Annotated in this window: 15 protein-coding genes; 5 read left to right on the top strand and 10 right to left on the bottom strand. The window is 38.3% G+C overall.

Annotation, left to right across the window (positions count from 1 at the left end):
* Positions 1-11 precede the first annotated feature (11 nt).
* From ACPF64_RS17685 to ACPF64_RS17695, 3 genes are all read right to left on the bottom strand, one after another.
* Positions 12-1,043, bottom strand: a complete 1,032-nt coding sequence (locus ACPF64_RS17685; RefSeq protein WP_426454868.1) for a substrate-binding domain-containing protein — start codon at positions 1,041-1,043, stop codon at positions 12-14.
* Between the two features lie 476 nt (positions 1,044-1,519).
* Positions 1,520-2,899: an amino acid permease gene (locus ACPF64_RS17690; protein WP_004643586.1), complete on the bottom strand. Its 1,380-nt coding sequence runs from the start codon at positions 2,897-2,899 to the stop codon at positions 1,520-1,522.
* 141 nt (positions 2,900-3,040) lie between these two features.
* On the bottom strand, positions 3,041-4,762 hold the full coding sequence (locus ACPF64_RS17695) for an alpha-keto acid decarboxylase family protein (RefSeq protein WP_005045955.1): 1,722 nt from the start codon (positions 4,760-4,762) through the stop codon (positions 3,041-3,043).
* A 134-nt stretch (positions 4,763-4,896) separates the two neighbouring features.
* Here ACPF64_RS17695 and ACPF64_RS17700 point away from each other — a divergent pair, with 134 nt between their 5' ends.
* On the top strand, positions 4,897-5,382 hold the full coding sequence (locus tag ACPF64_RS17700) for an Lrp/AsnC family transcriptional regulator (RefSeq protein ID WP_017387914.1): 486 nt from the start codon (positions 4,897-4,899) through the stop codon (positions 5,380-5,382).
* A 69-nt stretch (positions 5,383-5,451) separates the two neighbouring features.
* Here the strand turns inward: ACPF64_RS17700 and ACPF64_RS17705 are convergent, their stop codons facing one another.
* The 3 genes from ACPF64_RS17705 to ACPF64_RS17715 all read right to left on the bottom strand — a co-directional run bounded on the left by ACPF64_RS17705 (position 5,452) and on the right by ACPF64_RS17715 (position 10,079).
* Complete coding sequence (locus ACPF64_RS17705) at positions 5,452-6,882, bottom strand: aldehyde dehydrogenase family protein (RefSeq protein ID WP_426454871.1); 1,431 nt, start codon at positions 6,880-6,882, stop codon at positions 5,452-5,454.
* 288 nt (positions 6,883-7,170) lie between these two features.
* Entirely contained in the window at positions 7,171-8,703 is a 1,533-nt protein-coding gene (locus tag ACPF64_RS17710) for a pyridoxal phosphate-dependent decarboxylase family protein (RefSeq protein ID WP_004643591.1), read from the bottom strand.
* Positions 8,704-8,705: 2 nt separating this feature from the next.
* A complete protein-coding gene (locus ACPF64_RS17715; RefSeq protein ID WP_309949354.1) occupies positions 8,706-10,079 on the bottom strand; it encodes a diaminobutyrate--2-oxoglutarate transaminase in 1,374 nt (457 codons plus the stop codon).
* 466 nt (positions 10,080-10,545) lie between these two features.
* Between ACPF64_RS17715 and ACPF64_RS17720 the strand changes: the two genes are divergently transcribed.
* Complete coding sequence (locus ACPF64_RS17720) at positions 10,546-11,247, top strand: SIMPL domain-containing protein (protein WP_004643594.1); 702 nt, start codon at positions 10,546-10,548, stop codon at positions 11,245-11,247.
* 62 nt (positions 11,248-11,309) lie between these two features.
* Here ACPF64_RS17720 and ACPF64_RS17725 read toward each other — a convergent pair whose 3' ends face one another.
* A complete protein-coding gene (locus tag ACPF64_RS17725) occupies positions 11,310-11,933 on the bottom strand; it encodes a TetR/AcrR family transcriptional regulator (protein WP_004643595.1) in 624 nt (207 codons plus the stop codon).
* 120 nt (positions 11,934-12,053) lie between these two features.
* Between ACPF64_RS17725 and ACPF64_RS17730 the strand changes: the two genes are divergently transcribed.
* Positions 12,054-12,518: a hotdog fold domain-containing protein gene (locus ACPF64_RS17730; protein ID WP_045429752.1), complete on the top strand. Its 465-nt coding sequence runs from the start codon at positions 12,054-12,056 to the stop codon at positions 12,516-12,518.
* A gap of 35 nt (positions 12,519-12,553) precedes the next feature.
* On the opposite strand, the gene ACPF64_RS17735 is transcribed toward ACPF64_RS17730, so the two are convergent.
* The gene (locus ACPF64_RS17735) at positions 12,554-13,648 is read right to left on the bottom strand and encodes a fatty acid desaturase family protein (RefSeq protein WP_281835034.1); all 1,095 of its coding nucleotides are present in this window, start codon (positions 13,646-13,648) and stop codon (positions 12,554-12,556) included.
* Positions 13,649-13,660: 12 nt separating this feature from the next.
* Complete coding sequence (locus tag ACPF64_RS17740) at positions 13,661-14,728, bottom strand: ferredoxin reductase (RefSeq protein WP_426454876.1); 1,068 nt, start codon at positions 14,726-14,728, stop codon at positions 13,661-13,663.
* Between the two features lie 140 nt (positions 14,729-14,868).
* Between ACPF64_RS17740 and fabR the strand changes: the two genes are divergently transcribed.
* Both fabR and ACPF64_RS17750 read left to right on the top strand, forming a co-directional pair.
* Entirely contained in the window at positions 14,869-15,564 is a 696-nt protein-coding gene (gene fabR / locus ACPF64_RS17745) for an HTH-type transcriptional repressor FabR (protein WP_003650423.1), read from the top strand.
* 166 nt (positions 15,565-15,730) lie between these two features.
* On the top strand, positions 15,731-16,747 hold the full coding sequence (locus ACPF64_RS17750; RefSeq protein WP_080027564.1) for an AI-2E family transporter: 1,017 nt from the start codon (positions 15,731-15,733) through the stop codon (positions 16,745-16,747).
* A gap of 57 nt (positions 16,748-16,804) precedes the next feature.
* On the opposite strand, the gene rapA is transcribed toward ACPF64_RS17750, so the two are convergent.
* On the bottom strand, positions 16,805-19,642 hold the full coding sequence (gene rapA / locus ACPF64_RS17755) for an RNA polymerase-associated protein RapA (protein ID WP_005307339.1): 2,838 nt from the start codon (positions 19,640-19,642) through the stop codon (positions 16,805-16,807).
* Positions 19,643-19,647: the final 5 nt, after the last annotated feature.

The following is a 19,647-nucleotide window of genomic DNA, read 5'->3' on the forward strand; positions in this document are numbered from 1 at the left end:
TTCAAACTAACTTATTTAACAGTTTTACCTGCTTTAAAGTCAGCCAAAACTTTTGCACGTTCAGCATCAGACATTGCGATTAAGCCATCACGCTCAGCTTTAGAACCTTTACCTGTTGCTTTTTTGCTTACGAAATATTCTACATATTGCGGTAAGCCTTTAACTGATTTTAAGTGCTCGCCTTTCACGTAGAAGAACAATGGACGAGATACAGGGTATGTACCGTTCAATACTGTTTTCTCAGAAGGAACAACATTGTTTACTGTCGCTACACGTAACTTGTCACGGTTCATATCATAGAAACTTAAACCAAACACGCCTACTGCACTTGGAGAGGTCTTTAAACGAGCCAATGTTTCTGTGTAGTCACCAGCAATTTCAATTACACGACCATCTTTACGGAAAGTAGAACATGCTTTCTTCTGAGCATCTTTATCTAGATTCTTGAAGTATTCATACGATTCGCAACCAGCTTCAACCATTTTCTCTTGGAAAACTTCACGAGTACCATGGTTAGACGCAGGAATTACAAGTGTAATTGGTTCATTTGGAAGAGATTTATCAATCTGGTTCCAGTTTGTATATGGGTTTGGAACCAATTTACCCTTTGAAGGTAACTGTGCAGCTAAAGCAGCAAACACATGGTAAGGTTTTAATTTATAAGCTGCTTTGTTTGAGTTAGACGCGAATACAATACCGTCGTAACCAATTTTGATTTCTTGAATTTGTTTTACGCCAGCTTTGTTACAAGCTTCAATCTCAGTACTTTTAATTTTACGAGAAGAGTTTGCAACGTCGATTGTGTTATCGCCAACGCCTTGACAGAATTGTTTCAAACCAGCAGAAGAACCGCCAGAACCAACTACAGGAGTTTTAAATTGAGGGAATGTATTACCAAACTCTTCAGCTACAACGCTGGCAAATGGTAGTACAGTTGAAGAACCAGCAATTTGAATCGTATCACGAGCTGCATTTGCAGTCGTTGTTACAGCTGCCCCAGTTACTGCTAACGCAATTGCGATTTGACGTGGATTTAAGCGCATTCTGTTCTCTCTCATTAATGCAATAGGTTGTACGTCACTTTTTGTTGAGTGCTTGTACGCTCTTCGATAGCTGCATTGTGAATAGAAAATATGACAATTAAGTTACAGTATGATGACGCTTTAATGATTTCAATATTGTTAATTGTCACATTATTATTTTTTGCCTACTATCAAATATTTAATTCAATCCTAGTAGATATTTTACCTTGTATATTAGTCTGTATTATTACACTCGTTAAAAATATAAGATTTTTGTATTTATAAAATATAAAAAACAAAAGTGTTATAAATGTTTTAAAAACCGATAATTTAGTTATCTTTAGTTTAATGATTAAAATATTTTTTGATTAAGGAAGTTTTTATTAAAATATTTCTAAAAATAATAATTTCTTTGTAACATGAAAATAATATTACAAAAGATAAAGGGTTACCTGTTTTACGTCAGGTAACCGCAATATTATTGTCAATTTAAACGATCAACTCGATTGTACTTCTGGCATCGCAACCATTTTTTTACGATATTTTAAGAAATACGTAAGCGCTAAAACAGCCAACCAAATTGGACCTAAAATAACGGCAAGTCTCATATCTGGCGTCATTGCCATAATAATAAGAATAAAGCATACAAAGCTAATGGTTAAATAATTACTCCATGGGCTAAGAATGCTTTGGAATTTGGTTTGACGTTTTTGCAATTTCATTGCTTTAGTGAATTTCAAATGAGTCACTGAAATCATAAGCCAGTTAATGACAAGTGCAGCCACAACAAGCATCATAAAGAGCTGAAAAGCTTGACCTGGAATTAGGTAATTTACGACCACACATATTGCTGTAATCGATGCAGATACCACTGCTGCTGGAACTGGAATGCCACGACTGTTTACTTTCTTCAAGATAGCTGGGGCATTACCCTGCTCTGCTAAACCATGCAACATACGGCTATTACAGTAAATACAGCTGTTATAAACTGAAATGGCAGCAATCAAGACCACAAAGTTTAAAACGTTCGCAACGCCATTACTATTTAATGACTGGAAAATCATTACAAATGGGCTACCGCCTTCTGCAACCATATTCCAAGGATAAAGGCATAGTAAAATTCCAATCGCACCGATATAGAAAATTAAAATACGGTAAACAATCTGGTTCACTGCTTTTGGAATAGTCGTTTCAGGTTTTTTAGTTTCAGCCGCAGCAATACCAATTAATTCTAAGCCACCAAATGCAAACATAATAACAGCCAAAGCCATGACAAAACCGTGAATTCCGTGTGGGAAGAAACCACCGTGTTGCCATAAATTTGCAATACCTGCTTGCGGACCAGCAGAACCTGTAAATAAGAGATAGGTACCAAAACCAATCATGCTTAAAATTGCAACAATCTTAATGCAGGAAAATAAGAATTCGGATTCCCCAAAAAAGCGGACATTTACCAAGTTAATGCCGTTAATTAAAATAAAGAAAAATAAAGCAGTCAGCCAAGTGGGAATTTCAGGCCACCAAAACTGAATGAAGGTTCCAATTGCACTGAGTTCAGCCATGCTTACCAGTACATACAACACCCAGTAGTTCCAGCCAGACATAAAACCAGCCATTTTGCCCCAGTACTTATTGGCAAAATAACTGAATGAACCGCTTACTGGTTCTTCAACAACCATTTCACCTAAATGACGCATAATTAAGAAAGCGATAATTCCAGCAATTGCATATCCCAATAAAATTGAAGGACCTGCCAGTTTAATCGTTTGAGAAAGACCTAAGAATAACCCTGTTCCGATCGCCCCTCCGAGTGCGATGAGTTGAATATGCCGATTGGATAAGCCTTGTTTTAACTCGTGCTTATTGTTTGCATCCATAACATTATCTCCAATGTTGGTGTCACTTCCTGTACACCTTTATTCAGCACCATATCCGAAGGCCAGAAACCGACCTTCGGACATAAGTTTGCTTTAATATGAGTCCATTTAATTTTTGAGAAGACTTGTCCTGTCTTCTATTTAAAACGAGCTTGCATCCTTACATTTAATAGGCTGGGAACGCTCCTTTAAAATTTCGTAACCGCGATCACCGTAATCAAAACGAGCAATCACAGAAGCAAATTTTTTCAAACTCACCGGTGCATCCATTGCTGGTAGTTTTAATTCAATAAAAGTTAATTGATCATTCTGATGAACATTGTCTAAAACACTCTTTAGCTGTCCAGCAGTTTCAACCACATAGGTGGTATGGCCTTTTTTACCGTTAAATACGGCTGGAATTTCAGTATATTTCCAGTTTTGTACATCGTTATAGGCAGCGTTTTCGCCCATGATTAATCGCTCAATGGTGTAACCGCCATTGTTCAGCAAGAAAATGATTGGTTTTAAACCATGGCGAATAATTGTAGAGAGTTCTTGTACCGTAAGCTGGAATGAACCATCACCAATAAATAGAATTTGACGGCGTTCAGGAGCAGCCAGCAAACTACCAAGTAAAGCCGGTAAGGTATAACCGATTGAACCCCAAAGTGGCTGAGCAATATATTTAGCCGTAGCAGGAAGTTTTAAACCAGACAAAGCTGAGTTTGAAGTTCCAACCTCTCCAATAATCACATCGTCTTCTTTTAAGAAACCTGCAATATAGTTCCAAAGTACATCTTGGCTTAGCTTTTGTTGTGCTGGGGCTTCAAAGGCTTTCTGAGGTTGTTTTTCAAGAACAGGTTTAGTTGCTTTACGCGGTGCAACTTTTTTATTTAACTCAACAAGTAATTGTCCAATTTCAATGCCTGGAAAATCCTGACCAAAAATATTCAGACCATAAGATTTAATTTCAATATAGTTCTTAGTCGCAATTTGATGAGTAAATACAGCTGAACCGACATCTGTAAAACGTGCGCCAATACCAATTAGGCAGTCAGACTGCTCAATGATATTTTTAACATGTGGCTGGCTTGCCCCACCAACATAAGTACCGATGTAACGAGGTGAGCCTTCATCCATAATATTTTTTGCAGTATTCATACCGGCAAATGGAATTGAGCACTTTTGAGATAAATCATTTAAAAGTGAAGTTACACCAAAAACTGAAGCTTCATTATCAATAAGAAGCGCTGGGCTTTGAGCATTCGCAATAATGTCACAGAGTTTGCTCACCACAGTTTGCAATAATTCAGGTTCAACAGCTGGATAACTTAGGTCGAGTGGACGCTCAGACACTTCAATTTTAACGTGAGTAATATCTCCAGGTAATTGAATGTGTACAGGGCGGCGATCAAGAAAACACTGACGTAATACACGGTCAATTTCAAAGGCTGCATTTGCCGGAGTTAAACGTGTTTGAGCAACTGTGAACTCTTTCATACAGTTCATAATATTGTCGTAGTTACCATCAACCAACGTATGGTGAATCAAAGTACCTTTTTGCACTGCATGTAAAGGTGGAATACCAGAAATATGGATAAGAGGTACATTTTCTGCATAGGCACCAGCAATGCCATTAATCGCACTTAAGTCACCTACACCATATGTGGTTGCCAAGGCAGAAAAACCGTTAATTCGTGCATAACCATCTGCTGCATAGGCAGCATTTAATTCATTACAATTTCCAATAAATTCGAGTTCTGGATCTGCTTCAACTTGTTCTAGATATGAGAGGTTAAAATCACCAGGTACACCAAACAGATGTTGGATACCCATTTGTTTTAGACGAAGATTTAAAAAGTCACCGATTTCTATGAACATTGCTCTATATCCTTTGAGACCAATTTTTATTCCATAGAAAAATAATATTTCATCTACCTTTTAAATTTCGTGCATAATGAAAACGCATTTTAATAAAAATACATGATTTGTGTATCATAAAAGGATTTTATGCAATGGATAAGTTCGACTGGCAAATCATTCAGGCATTACAAAAGAATGGACGGCTCACCAATCAGGAAGTTGGAGATTTAATCGGTTTATCTGCTTCCCAATGTTCTAGAAGAAGACAGCTGCTTGAGCAAAAAGGCATAATTTTAGGTTACACTGCCCGCATCCAGCAACAAGCGCTAGGACTGGAAGTCACAGCGATGATTCATATTAATTTAAGAACACACGAAGCTAAATCGCAGCAGGCTTTTCAAGAGTTAATTGAAGCTGAAGACAACATTCAGGATGCATTTTCAATTAGTGGCGATGCTGATTTTATTTTAAAAGTAGTTGCAGAGAATTTAGAACAGCTTTCTCAATTTGTGACTGAAAGATTGCTTTCTTATAATTTTATAGGACATATAAAGTCTTACATTGTTCTAAAAAAAATCAAAGAACAGAATCATTTTTTAATAAAACCAAAAAGTCACGGCTACCATCACACGACTTAAGCAAGTTAGTATTTAATAAAATAATTTAGAATAAAAAGGCGGATCTATCATCCGCCTTAAAATTAATATTTAAACTTTACTAATATGTAGTGTTTGCCCAATCGTATTTTCAAGCAAACCTTCCAAACCAAACTCAGCACCTAAGCCTGACATTTTCCAGCCACCAAAAGGTGCATGAGGCAGAACTTCCGCATGGGTATTGACCCAAACAGTACCACATTGAAGCTGAGTCGCATAAGTTTGAGCAGCTTGAATATCAGAAGACCAAATTGAACCACCTAAACCAAACTCACTATCATTAGCGCGTGCAATCGCATCGTTGATATCTGTATATTTTAAGATAGGTAACACTGGACCAAATTGCTCTTCTTGGACCACACGGCAAGATTCAGAAACTTCAGTCAAAATAGTAGGCGCAATAAAGTAGCCCTGCTCTGGTAATTGCTGTTGACCTGAAAGTGCTTTTGCACCTTGTTCAATTGCTTCTGCAATAAGAGTTTTCACCTTGTTATATTGCATTTGGTTTTGTACTGGACCAAATGTTGTAGAAGGCTCCATTCCATCGCCAACAATCTGAGCATTGGCAATGTCAGCTAATTTTTGCGATAAAGCATCGTATTGACTTTCATGTACATATAAACGTTTTAACGCAGCACACGTTTGACCCGCATTTAAAAATGCAGTATTGAAAATCTTAGCTGCAATTTCATCTATATTTGCATCAGGTAATACAATACCCGCATCATTACCACCCAGCTCTAAAGTTAAATGTTTTAGTTGTTGAGTTGCACCCGTCATGATGTGCTGCCCAGTTCTGGTTGAACCCGTAAACACAACTTTTTGTACATCAGGATGGGAAGATAATGCTTCGCCAATCTCGCCAGCACCCACCACAATTGAAATAACACCAGCCGGAACTTCTTGCTGAATGATTTCACATAAACGCAAAGTCGATAGTGGTGTGTATTCAGAAGGTTTGCTAATCACAACGTTACCCGCGCGCAATGCAGGCATGATATGCCAGACCGCAATCATGAGTGGCCAGTTCCAAGGGGTAATTGAAGCCACTACACCTAATGGTTGACGATGACGTTCAATACGCTTAACTTCACTGTCTTCGATAATTTCAACAGGTAAATCCATAGCAGCTGCATAACGAGTCCAACCAATTGCGCCCTGCACTTCCATTTGCGCGAGTGCCAATGGCTTACCCTGTTCAAGCACAACCAGCTCTGCGAGCATTTCAGCGTGCTTCTCAATACCGTCAGCTATCTTGTTTAAAATTGATTTACGTTCATCGTGCGACACCATTTGCCATGCTTTAGATGCCTGTTTAGCCGCACTCACTGCTTGATTCACTTGCTCAACCGATGCTTTTGCACAATGTGCAGCCGTTAAGCCAGTAGCAGGGTTAATAATTTCTAGTTCACCTTGTTCACCTGAACAAAGTTGACCGCCAATAATGAGCTTAAATTCATTGAGCATATTCGCTTGTTGCATTTCTTCTTCCTTGTCTTAATTGTAATTACAGCCACTTACTTTATTTTCAGTTAAAGCAGGATTATTTAAAGTAAGTACGATATAGATATATCAATGCGACCAAAAATATCGGGAACATACCAATACAATAAGAAATTTGCTCCCCATAAATCATGCATAATTATTTTTGTTTTTTGAAAATATGCATGGTTTGTGCATATATCACTCTTCTGATACACACTTTTAATAAAAATAATATGTAATAAAAAAGCCCGGTAATAAACCGGGCTTTTTTTGTTATCAACTCAATTAGTCGATTGGTGGTACATAGTTACCAGAAGCAATCGCATCTTTAATGCGGTCAGCTTCAGCCAATACTTGACCTAAAAGGTTTTTAACGTTTTCGAATGTTACAACCGGGCTTAATGTTGTCATTTTCAATGACTGTACATTACCAACTTTTGTTACACCGATATTTGCTTCACCACGAGCAAACAATTCGTCCGCTACGTTTTGGTTTAAGCTATCGATCAACTCAGCTGGATAGCCTTGTGGTACAACACGGAACAATACAGAAGCAAATTGTGGTTCAACTAAAAGCTCTAAACCTGTCGTTGCCTTGATGTAATCTGCAACTTCACGAGTAAGTTTTACACCATGGTCAATCATTGAACCATATAGGTCTTCACCAAGTGATTCGATTGTCATCCACAATTTCAATGCATCAAAACGACGAGTCGTTTGTAATGACTTAGAAACAAGGTTTGGTACACCATGTTCTTCGTCATAAGCAGAGTTCAAATATTCAGCTTCGTAGTGCATAAAGCGATAGTTCGCTTCGTCTTTTAACAAGAACGCGCCACAGCTAATGCTTTGGAAATAGTGCTTATGGAAGTCGAGGGTAATCGAGTCAGACAACTCAATACCATCAAGCATTGCACGATAGTCTGTTGACAAAATCAGTGCACCGCCCCATGCCGCATCGATATGCATCCATGAACCATATTTATTGGTAATTTCACGGATTTTCTTCAATGGATCAATTGCACCAGCATCAGTTGTACCTGCTGTCGCAACGACACAAGCAACTACTTTGCCTTCTGATTGCAAATGTGCCATTGTTTTTTCAAGCGCATCTACATCCATCTGTGCATTTTCATTCACAGGAACAGTAACAACTGACTGGAAGCCCATGCCCATCATTGCCATGTTCTTTTGCACAGAGAAATGCGCATTTTCAGAACAAATGACTTTGACGTTTTTCATTGCATCAGCTGGAATACCATCACGCTGTACAGACCACGGATTACCGTTTTCGTCTTTCCAGTTTTTCGAAATGCACCAGTCACGAGCAAGCAATACACCCATTAAGTTAGATTGAGTACCGCCAGAGGTGAAAACACCCGCTTGACCAGAACCATAACCTACTTTTTGGCGTAACCAATCAATAAGCTGAACTTCCATTAATGAACCGGCTGGGCTTTGATCCCACGAGTCCATAGACTGGTTAGTCGCATTGATAAGGACTTCCGCAATCTGGCTCATTACCATCGTTGGACAGTGTAAATGTGCTAATGAATGCGGATGATGTACTTTTAAGCTTTTATTTAAGAAAAGCTCAATCATACGTTGAAGTGATTCTTGTACACCCATACCTTCTTTTGAAGGCTGGAAAGAAATCGCTGAACGCAATTCTTTAATGCTACCACCTGTGTACATCTTTTCATTTTGCAACCATGCTGAAACGGCTTTTACCGCTTCGCCCATTGCTGACTCATAGTCAGCAATGGATTGTGCATCATTGCAGAGTAACGCTTTACGATGTTCTGCAAAATCCACCATACTTATGCGCCTCGTACTGCAACCAATGCTTCTGCAATTGCTTTCTTAAAGCGAGCAACTACTTCAACACACTCTTCTTGAGTGATGATAAGCGGGCAAAGTAAACGAATTACTGTACCGTTACGGCCACCTTTTTCAAGCAATAGTTTATTGTTGAAACAAGCAGTTTGAATTGCAGCAGCTAATTGTGAGTCAGCAGGATGCGAACCAATACGATCAGCTGGTTTACGCTCGTCAACAATCTCAACACCGATCATTAAACCGCGACCACGTACGTTACCGATACATGGGAATTCTTGAGCTAATTTTTTAAATTCAGCTTGAAGATAGTCACCACGTTCTTGTGCATTTTGAGCAAGATTTTGTTCAGTAATCGTTTTTAATACGACAAGGCCTGTACCCATAGCAAGTTGGTTACCACGGAAAGTACCCGTGTGACCTGCAGGCTGCCAAGCATCAAATTTACGTTTAATACCTAATACTGCAAGTGGTAAACCACCACCTACTGCTTTAGACATTACAACAACATCAGGTTCAATACCTGCGTGTTCAAATGCAAACATTTTGCCTGAACGTGCAAAGCCAGCTTGAACTTCGTCTAAAATCAAAACGATGTTGTGCTTTTCAGTCACTTCACGGATTTTTTGCAACCATTTTACTGGAGCTGTAACTACGCCACCTTCACCTTGAATCGCTTCAAGAATAACAGCAGCCGGTTTTGTTACACCGCTTTCAACATCTTCGATAAAGTTTTCAAAGTAGTAAGTTAAAGCGTCAACGCCAGCTTCACCACCTAAACCAAGTGGGCAGCGGTATTCATGCGGATATGGCATGAATTGTACGCCTGGCATTAAACCGTTAACTGCATTTTTCGCACTTAAATTACCAGTCATAGCAAGTGCACCATGGGTCATACCATGATAACCGCCAGAGAAACTGATCACTGAACTACGGCCAGTGTAAGTCTTAGCAAGTTTAATTGCTGCTTCAGTTGCGTCTGCACCAGCAGGACCACAGAACTGCAAGCAATATTCTTCTTTACCACCAGGTAAATATGCTAACAATGCTTCAGTGAATGCATCTTTTAAAGGTGTGGTTAAGTCTAAAGTATGCAATGGCAAACCACTTGCCAATGTATCTTGAATACTTTGAATCACCGCAGGATGATTATGACCTAAAGCCAATGTACCTGCCCCAGCTAAACAATCAAGGTACTGTGTACCTTCAACATCAGTAACCCAGCATCCTTGTGCTTTCGCTATCGCTAACGGTAATTTACGTGGATAGCTACGAACATTTGATTCCATTTGACTTTGGCGAGTCAAATAATATTCGTTAGTAGCATTAGTGGCAGGGTTAACGGAAGTAACGCTCATATCGGATTACCATCTCTGATAGGGGTAGAAAGAAATAAGTCTGGTGACGATGGGTCCTTTGACTCGGTGCTTTATAGAACTAGTAAAGACACTTATTTTATATCTTGTAACTAGGAGCGCGATGATACCTAATTTTACAAGAAAAAAAACGTCTTTTATGTACTTTACTCATCTAATCTTATTGAAAAAATGTATCATCCCAATAGTTACGATGAATTATCATCATACTATGTGACAACCTAAAGAAAATATTCTTTTTTTATATTACTTTGATTTTTTAAGTTACATTGACACACTTTAATTTTAAGACTTTGTTTTTAAAATAATTTATATTTACCAAAATTTAAAAAAACTGATCTAAATATTACAAATACGCCACAAAATCTGCAAAAGTTATGCATAACTTATGTTTAACATTTCTTAATGAAAAAAATTAAATTTATATTAATTTTTAAAGGAAAAAATTATGCGTACTTTAGCTGTCTCAACCCTTCTTTTAGGTTCTCTCCTTAGCCCTTTAGTTTTTGCTCAGGATGATAACGCTTTGAACTATAATATTGTGAATGTGCAAGCTGAAGCTTCTCGTCAAGTTTCTAATGATGAAATGCATGCAACTTTATATATTGAAAAAAGTAATAAACAACCAGCCGAACTTTCAAATCAAATTAATCAACTCATGAATCAGGCACTTGCCGTTTCCCGCAAATATCCACAAGTAAAAGTGGAAACAGGTGCACAAAGTACTTATCCAATTTACGATAATGACAGTAACAAGCTAAAAGAATGGCGTGGCCGCGCTGAAATTCGTCTTGAAAGTAAAGACTTTAAAGCAGCAAGCCAGTTAGTAAATGAATTACAGCAAGGCTTCCAAACTCAATCAATTAATTTTACAGTTTCAGATGAACAACGTAAAAAAGTTGAAAACGAGTTGATGATCGAAGCTTCTAAAAACTTTCAACAACGTGCTCAAATGTTGACGCAAGCATGGAATAAAAGCCAATACACGCTCGTTAACTTAAACTTAAACACTAACAACTATTTCCCGCAGCCTGTAATGCGTGCAAGCATGGCTAAGTTTGCTACTGCCGAAGCGGCTCCTGCTCAAGACATGGCGGCTGGTGAATCTAAAATTACTGTAAATGCAAACGGTTCAATTCAATTTAAATAATTTCTTTTCATCAAAAGAAGCCGCATGAAAGATGCGGCTTTTTTTATTACTGATCAAGATATTCAACTCAAATTTTGCAAAGAATCCCAAGCAGCTTTTGCCAAAATATCTTTATAAATTTTAGGGTTGGAAGGAACACGTTGTGATAACCACGCACGGCAATAATTTTCTGTAGACCCAATCACCAATGAAAGTAATAGCTCATGAGGTATAGATTTTAAAAACTCAGAATCTGCATAATTTGAAATTTCGCTAAAGATCTTTTGATTTCTTGATTTATTTTTCTGAACAAGACGTTCTTGGTCTTCACCTTGCATCACACTAAAACGAGCAGATATTAAAAATTTAGCAAACTCTGGCTGTTCACTTACCCAATCAATGTAACTATGAATAAAAGCATATAAAACCTCTTGAAGGGATTCTGTGCCCTCCAGATAGTCATCTCTTCGTGCAGCTTGGTCATCTAAAGCTGCAAAGAATAGAGTCGCAACAATCCCTTCTTTATTTTTAAAGTGATGATAAATAGCCCCTACACTACTGTCAGACTTCGCACGAATCATCTCAATGCTTGTAGTTTCAATTCCATTTTCTAAGAAACAAGACAAAGCATCTAATAAAATCTGTCTTTTTAAAGCAGCCCTTCTGCCTGGATATAAACGTTCTAATAGCTCTTGTGCAGATTTCATCGTTTGTTCCCTAACCAGTTATCGGAGATATTCTGAATGACTTGACTCGTTTTTGTAAACAGAATTATATTCTTTAACAGAACAAAATTCTGTTTTTTATTAATAATGGAGCTTTAAACCATGGCAACTACTTTAGAACTTTGGAACAAAGTGTCTGCTTTTCCTAAAGGAAAATGGACTTTCTCACGCATGCTATGTTTAAAAGCACCTTATTTCGGCAGTATTTCACCGCTCTTTATCGATTTAAAACCTAATTATTGTGAAATAGCGATTAAGAAAAAGCGTTCTGTTCTCAACCATATTGGAACAGTTCATGCGATTGCGATGTGTAATATGGCTGAACTTGCAGGTGGCACAATGACAGAAGTTACGGTGCCTTCCACACATCGCTGGATTCCCAAAGGTATGACTGTCGAATATTTAAAAAAGGCAGAAACAGACTTAATTGCAGTTGCAACGCCTGTAGAAAAAAATTATGACTGGGATAAAGCTGGAGAATATTTAGTGAATGTAGAAGTCTTTGATTCTCAGAAAGAGAAAGTCTTCCAAGCTACGATTACCATGTGGATTTCTAAAAAGAAGTAATAAAAAAGCCCTGAACTGATCAGGGCTTTTTTTATTTATTTTTTAAATGGTAAGGCATATTTCAAGATACGGCCAACCACCTGACCAAACTGTTTAGTCAAACTTGCATTGTTATAGTTCAGACCATATTTCTTACATACAGCTTCAACTTTTGGAGCCATCTGGCGATAACGGCGTGCTGGAACATCAGGATATAAATGATGCTCAATCTGATGGCTCAAATGTCCACTTAAGATATGTAGTGCTTCTGAACCTTTTAAGTTTGAAGAACCACGAATCTGGCGCATATACCAGTGGCCGCGGCTTTCGTCCTGTAAAACAGACTTTGGAAATACTTCTGCATCTTTTGTAAAGTGACCACAGAAAATAATCGTAAATGTCCAAATATTACGAAGGCCATTCGCAACCAGATTTCCCGTAAATACAGGTAAAGCTGCTGGGCCTGCAATTAATGGGAAAAAAACGTAATCTTTGAAGAGCTGAGTACCAATCTTTTTATTAACAGGTTTTAACTCTTCCAAGAATTTTGCCATGCTCTTACGTTTATAAAGGACACGACCAATTTCAAGGTTCTGAATGGCTACGCCCCATTGGAACAATAAGCAAAATGGAATGCTATAAACTGGTTGAAGTAAGAAACCTGGTTTCCAACGTTGCTCTGGGAATAAGCGAAGCAAACCATAACCAATGTCATCATCTATACCTTTAATGTTGGTATAAGTGTGATGTTTATAGTTATGAGTTTGACGCCAGTTATCAGAAGTACCAACGGTATCCCATTCGTAAGTTTGACCATTAAATTTAGGGTCGTTCATCCAGTCGTATTGACCATGCATGACATTATGACCCAATTCCATGTTCTCCATAATTTTAGAGAAGCCTAAAAGGCCTGTTCCTAAAATCCATGCTGGTGGGAACCAACCTGCAAACAAACATGCGCGCCCTAAAAAGCTACTGTAACGAATTGCAGCATAGACACGGCGGATATATTTAGCATCTTTCTCACCTAAATCATCCAATACTTCTTGTTTGATCTGATCGAGCTCTTTTGCAAATGCGTCAAGTTCTGTAGGCGTCAAATCTCGATTTTTAGGATTTTTAAAATATTCGACTTTCACTGGCATATTCATAAAAGTTCTCTCTTAAAGATCAATAACTAGATCAGATTGTGCGGAGTTCACACAAATTTTGAGTAATTGGCTTGGTTCGGTATTTTCGCTACCATTGAGTAAGTTACGTGTAGACCCTTGGGCTTTACTACAAACGCACTTATTACAAATTCCCATACGGCAACCATGTGTTGGCTTAAGGCCTTCATGTTCCAGACTCACCAAAATTGATTCGCCTTTTGGAATTGCAATGACCTTATTAGACTGGGTTAATGTGACATTTACATAACCAACTTCAGCCGTACTATCACGAGTTAGGCTAAAAGCTTCTGTTAATACAGTCGGTGCTTTTTCAAAAAGCTGTTCCACTGTCGAAACAAAACCTGAAGGCCCACACGCATATACGGTGCTGTTTTCTAAATCGTCTACTAATGCTAAATGCTCTGCATTTAAACGTTCATCGTTTGGTGTTTCTTGTGTATAAAAAATCTGATAACTAAAATTTGGGAATTGCTGTGCAACTTGTTCAAAATATTCAATAAAAGCGACATCAGAACGCTGTTTTACCCAATATAGAAGTTGTACTTGAACTTTATCTAACTGCTGACTCTGTTTAATTGCAGTGATTAAGCTCAACATTGGAGTAATACCACTACCCGCAGCCAGCATAATTAATTTTGGCGTTTTGATATTTTGTTGCATGTCGCCATAAGGTTGACCAAGCTCAAAAACATCGCCAATTTGGCTTTCAGTCATAAACCAGTTACTGACGATACCATCAGCCACTTTTTTAATCGTTAAACGTAAATGTTGTTCGTCAATTTGCGTCAAGCTATACGTACGTTCATAACGACGACCAGCAATTTCAACAATGACAGGATGATGCTGACCAGCAACACCTATTTTCACTAAACGGTTACATTTTAGTGTAAGACTCACCATGTCATGAGCGACAAATTCTTTTTTTACAATTTGAACAAGCCCATGTTTTACAGACCATAAAGGATTAACTTTTTGTAGCCAGAAGTTAGCCGTATCTCTATCAAAGATGGCTTGTGTCAATGAATTGAATAGAGAATTTCTCTTTTCGATTACGTGCATAGCTGGAGGCTCTATCGCTCTTTTTTAATTATTATACACATGTATATATATTTGTATATACACCTGTACTTTTAATTACAATTTCACAAGTTCAGCTTCTAAGGCTATAATCCTGACAGTTTACAAATATATTGAACAGCATGACCCAATCTTCACTTTCTCAGAACCTGAATGACACGCCTCGACAACAAGATGTCATTGAAATTAAAACAGCTACGCGTTCTGTAGGAAGAAAAGCGACAATTACTAAAGAAGAACTTTTTCAGGCTGCTCTAAATCTGATTGGCCCACAAAAGAGTATTGCTTCATTAAGTTTACGTGAAGTAGCAAGAGAAGCTGGTATTGCGCCAAACAGTTTCTATCGACATTTTAAAGATATTGATGAGTTAGCGATTTCTTTAATTGACCGTGCTGGTATTGTCTTACGTAAAATTATTCGCCACGCTCGCCTACGCGCATCCTTACAAGAAAGTATTATTCGTAGTTCTGTCGATATTTTTCTTCAGCAGCTCGATGCTGATGAGGGTAACTTAAGTTTATTACTACGTGAAGGCTTTACAGGCTCTGCCTCTTATAAAGCCGCAGTTGAACGTCAATTAAATTTCTTTCAACAAGAGCTACAAGAAGATTTAATTCGGCTGGAGCGCTTAAATAACAATCACCTCTACCACCCTGAACTTGTTGCAAAAGCAATTACTCAACTTGTGTTTCACATGGGGGCAAAAGCGATTGACCTTCCTATTGAGCAAAGGTCAGAACTTGCTGAGCAAACCATGATTATGATTCGAATGATTTTAGAGGGCGCACGTCATTTGGATGAAGCAAAAATTCGTTAAAATTATCTAATGAATGGCTTGTTGATGAACAGGCCATTTTTACATCTAACTCCTCTATTTTCCAATAAAAATATAATTCATCGATTGAAGCGAATAGCTTGCGAGAGTATAAATAATTACCCCATTTTTTCTTTCTCCTACATTCCCAACGATCTCAGGGATCAACATGCAAAATTTGAATAATCGTCAAAGCCTGATTGCAAGCTACATTCTTATGGGCATCTTTTTGCTTTCGGTTATCCCATTACACCTATTAGCAAGTTTTTTTGCAGGCTTTCTTATTTATGAAATTATTATTAGCTTAAGTTCGGTTGTAGAACGTTATATTGATGGTCAAAGAGCCCGTATTTTTATTAGTATTTTACTAAGTATTGTCACTATTTCACTTATTGGTTTTTTCATTACGAGTCTGATTAGCTTTGTTGTATATGATTTAAAAGGCGTTGGATTACATAGTATTAATACAAAAGTTGATCAAACCCTACTGCATTTACAAGCTGAAATTAGCAAATATCTTCCGGGTTATATTCCCGATAGCGTTACAGATTTAAAAGACGAAATCTTTGCATTTATGAAGAATAACGTGACCACATTAAAAAATGCCAGTTCAGATATTTTGCATAACTTCGTGACTATGGTGATGGGATTAATCATTGGGATTTTGGTGGCAATACATGGTTTTCACCGCCGAACCCCTCAGCCTGTTTTTAAATCTCTTCTGATTCAACGTATTCAAAAATTATCAATTTCATTTAAAAACGTTGTTTTTGCACAAATACAAATTTCAGCCATTAATACCCTGCTCTTTATTTTATTCGCTTTTATTTTGTTACCGCTTTGGGGAGTCCACCTGCCTTTTGCTAAAACCCTCACTATTTTGACCTTTATGTTTGGACTGATTCCAATTTTAGGTAATCTTATTTCCAACACATTAACGTTCATTGCCGCTCTTACTGTTTCACTCGGACTAGCAGGAGCAGCATTACTTTATCTCGTTCTGGTTCATAAACTTGAATATTTTGTTAACGCTAAAATTATTGGACATAAAATCAATGCAAATGCATGGGAAATTTTATTAGCAATGCTAGTATTTGAGTCAATTTTTGGCTTAGGTGGTTTAATCGCAGCTCCAATTTTCTATGCATATTTAAAGCTAGAACTAAAAGATGCCGGTCTCATCTAATTCAAAATCGATCTATAAAAAAAGCGCCCTCTAGGCGCTTTTTTCATTTTGAGTGAGTTATGGCTTAACCACAACTAATACTTGAATTGCTTCTGGTGTAACAGTTAAACCATCAAGCAAGCTCAAGCCTTCTTTTTGCAACTTTTGTAAGCGTTCAATTTCATCTTGACGAATACTTGGGTTGAACTGTTTTAGATAGGTTAAACGGTCAATTTCATATTGCCATTTATTACCATAGTGTTCTTTTGCTTGCTGCTGAAGCTGTGGCAAATCAACTTTTGCGATATCTAACGCTTGTTTATAACGTTCCTCAATGATATCACGGCGAGCTTTAACCACTTGACGACAGCTATTGCCATCTAAATGGTGTAAATATGGTTTTAAGATAGTCGGATCAATTTTCTCAGACAAATCTTGACCATTTTCACTTAATAGCACACGAATTAATTGCTTAGGTAAGCTTGATGGTAGATTTAACGCCTTAGGTGCCACCACATCGACTTTAAACCACACTTCGATTAATACTGAACCCTGCTTTAACGCATTTGATTTGAGTACAGCAACATTGGTACTACCAAATGATTGCGTACGGATCATTTCCATTACACTTTCAATGAATGGATGCTCTAAAGTTAAATATTGAGCATCTTCACGAAGCTGTGCTTGATCGCGATAGAACGTTGCTGTCATGCCCTCTTCGTCTAGCGCCAAACCTTGCACTTGCATTTGGTCTGTTGGACGAATAATCACAGTACCGTTACTTTGCTCATCAAAGTCGATATTGGTTGATGACATGAAACGCTTCACAAACATTGGGAGCGTCGTATTGTCATCATAATCTTCTAAGGCCTGAACAATCTCTTGCGCCACGATTGGACGACATGAGTTATATTCAAGTAAACGATCTCGGCCTGCTTGAAGTTCAGCTTCTAAAGCTTGACGTTGAACATTCACTTCTTCAAGCAAATCTTCAAATGTTTGACCTTGGTCTGCAAGCAAACAGTCTTTTAATTCAACAATAAAGTTTTCTTGCAACGTTTGTGCTGTTGGCGAAATATTGCTGAAAATATTAAGTGCTTCATTGTACCAACGGAACATACGCTCTTGAGCTGTTCCAACAAGATATGGCACATGAATCTGAATACGGTTTTCTTGACCAATACGGTCTAGACGTCCGATACGTTGCTCTAAAACATCTGGATTAGCTGGCAGATCAAATAAAATTAGATCACTAGCAAATTGGAAATTACGGCCTTCCGAACCAATTTCCGAACACAGTAGAATTTGTGCACCATAGCTTTCTTCAGCAAAATAAGCAGCCGCTTGGTCACGTTCAAGTAAGCTCATGCCTTCATGGAACATGGCAGTACGGATGCCTGCATGCAAACGCAATACATTTTCTAAAGCTTCAACAACTGGCCCACTACGCGCAATTAAAAGCACTTTTTTATGTTTGAGATCTTTGCGTAGAACTTCCATTACCCATAACACACGTGGGTCATTTTGCATCCATGAACCATCAATTTGTGCTTCTTCAGGCCACATCTGCTCACGCAGTTTTCCATCTTTTGACCAATCTTCTGGTGCTGGTAATGGTGCTGGCTGACAATCACGCCCTGGGAAGCCTTGAATGGCTTCACGTGTATTACGGAATAAAATACGTCCAGTACCGTGACGGTCTAATAATTCGTGAATTGCTCTAAAGCGCTGTTCAGGCTGGTCTTCAATACTATGCCCTAACAAGCCCTCTAAAGCAGATAAATGCTCAGGAGCTAAAGGTTGATCAGACATAAGCACTTCAGCAATTTTTGCAGTCTGCTGGTACTGAGTTTCTTCATCTAAGAAGCGCTCTAAACTACTAAAACGCTGCGGATCAAGTAAACGTAAACGTGCGAAATGACTTTCTACACCCAGCTGTTCAGGTGTTGCAGTAAGCAATAACACCCCAGCCGTATTTTCAGCGAGCTCTTCAATTAAATCGTAGCGGTCATTACCGCCTTCTTCTTCGCTCCACATCAAATGATGTGCTTCATCAACCACGAGCAAATCAAACCCAGCTTCGATGGCTTGCTCGCGCAAATCATCATGGTCAACCATTAAATCAACGCTGGCAATAATGCATTGCTCAGTCAAGAACGGGTTAAGTTCTGGGTCATGTTCTTTAATAGATGCGGTACGTGTTAAATCAAACAGAGAGAATTGCAAGTTAAAACGACGGCGCATTTCAATCATCCACTGATACTGTAGAGAGTCAGGGACTAAAATAAGAATTCGTTCTGAGCGACCGGTTTTAAGCTGTTGGTGGATAATTAAGCCAGCTTCAATTGTTTTACCCAAACCCACTTCATCGGCAAGTAAAACACGAGGTGCAAAACGTTTACCAACTTCGTGTGCGATATAAAGCTGATGTGGAATTAAACCAACACGCGCACCAATCATACCGCGTAGAGGGCTATTCTGCATTTGTGCTTGCATAAGCATCGCTTCAATACGCAGGTCATACCACTCTTTATAGTCAACCTGACTTGCAAGCAAACGATCTAAAGGTTTCGACAACTGAATTTGCGCACCGATACGTGTTTCGTTCAACGCTTTACGATCTTGCTCGCCATTTTCTAAGGTACGAACAACGTTGTAACGCAAAACGCCATGTCGGTCTTCAACAGATTCAACAATCCACTTCTTGCCTTCTTGATCTTGAACTTCATCATTTGTGTTAAAGATGATACGAGATAGTGGAGCGTTATTACGTGCATATACACGTGTCTCATCACTTTTGGGGAATAAAATGCTGACAGATCTTTCATCTACATCAATAAGTACACCTAAACCGAGCTCAGTCTCTGTGTCTGATAGCCAACGTTGACCAATAGCATACTGCTGCAATTTTTCCACCTTTC

This window comes from Acinetobacter sp. KB005 (assembly GCF_049949095.1).
Lineage (GTDB): Bacteria > Pseudomonadota > Gammaproteobacteria > Pseudomonadales > Moraxellaceae > Acinetobacter > Acinetobacter calcoaceticus.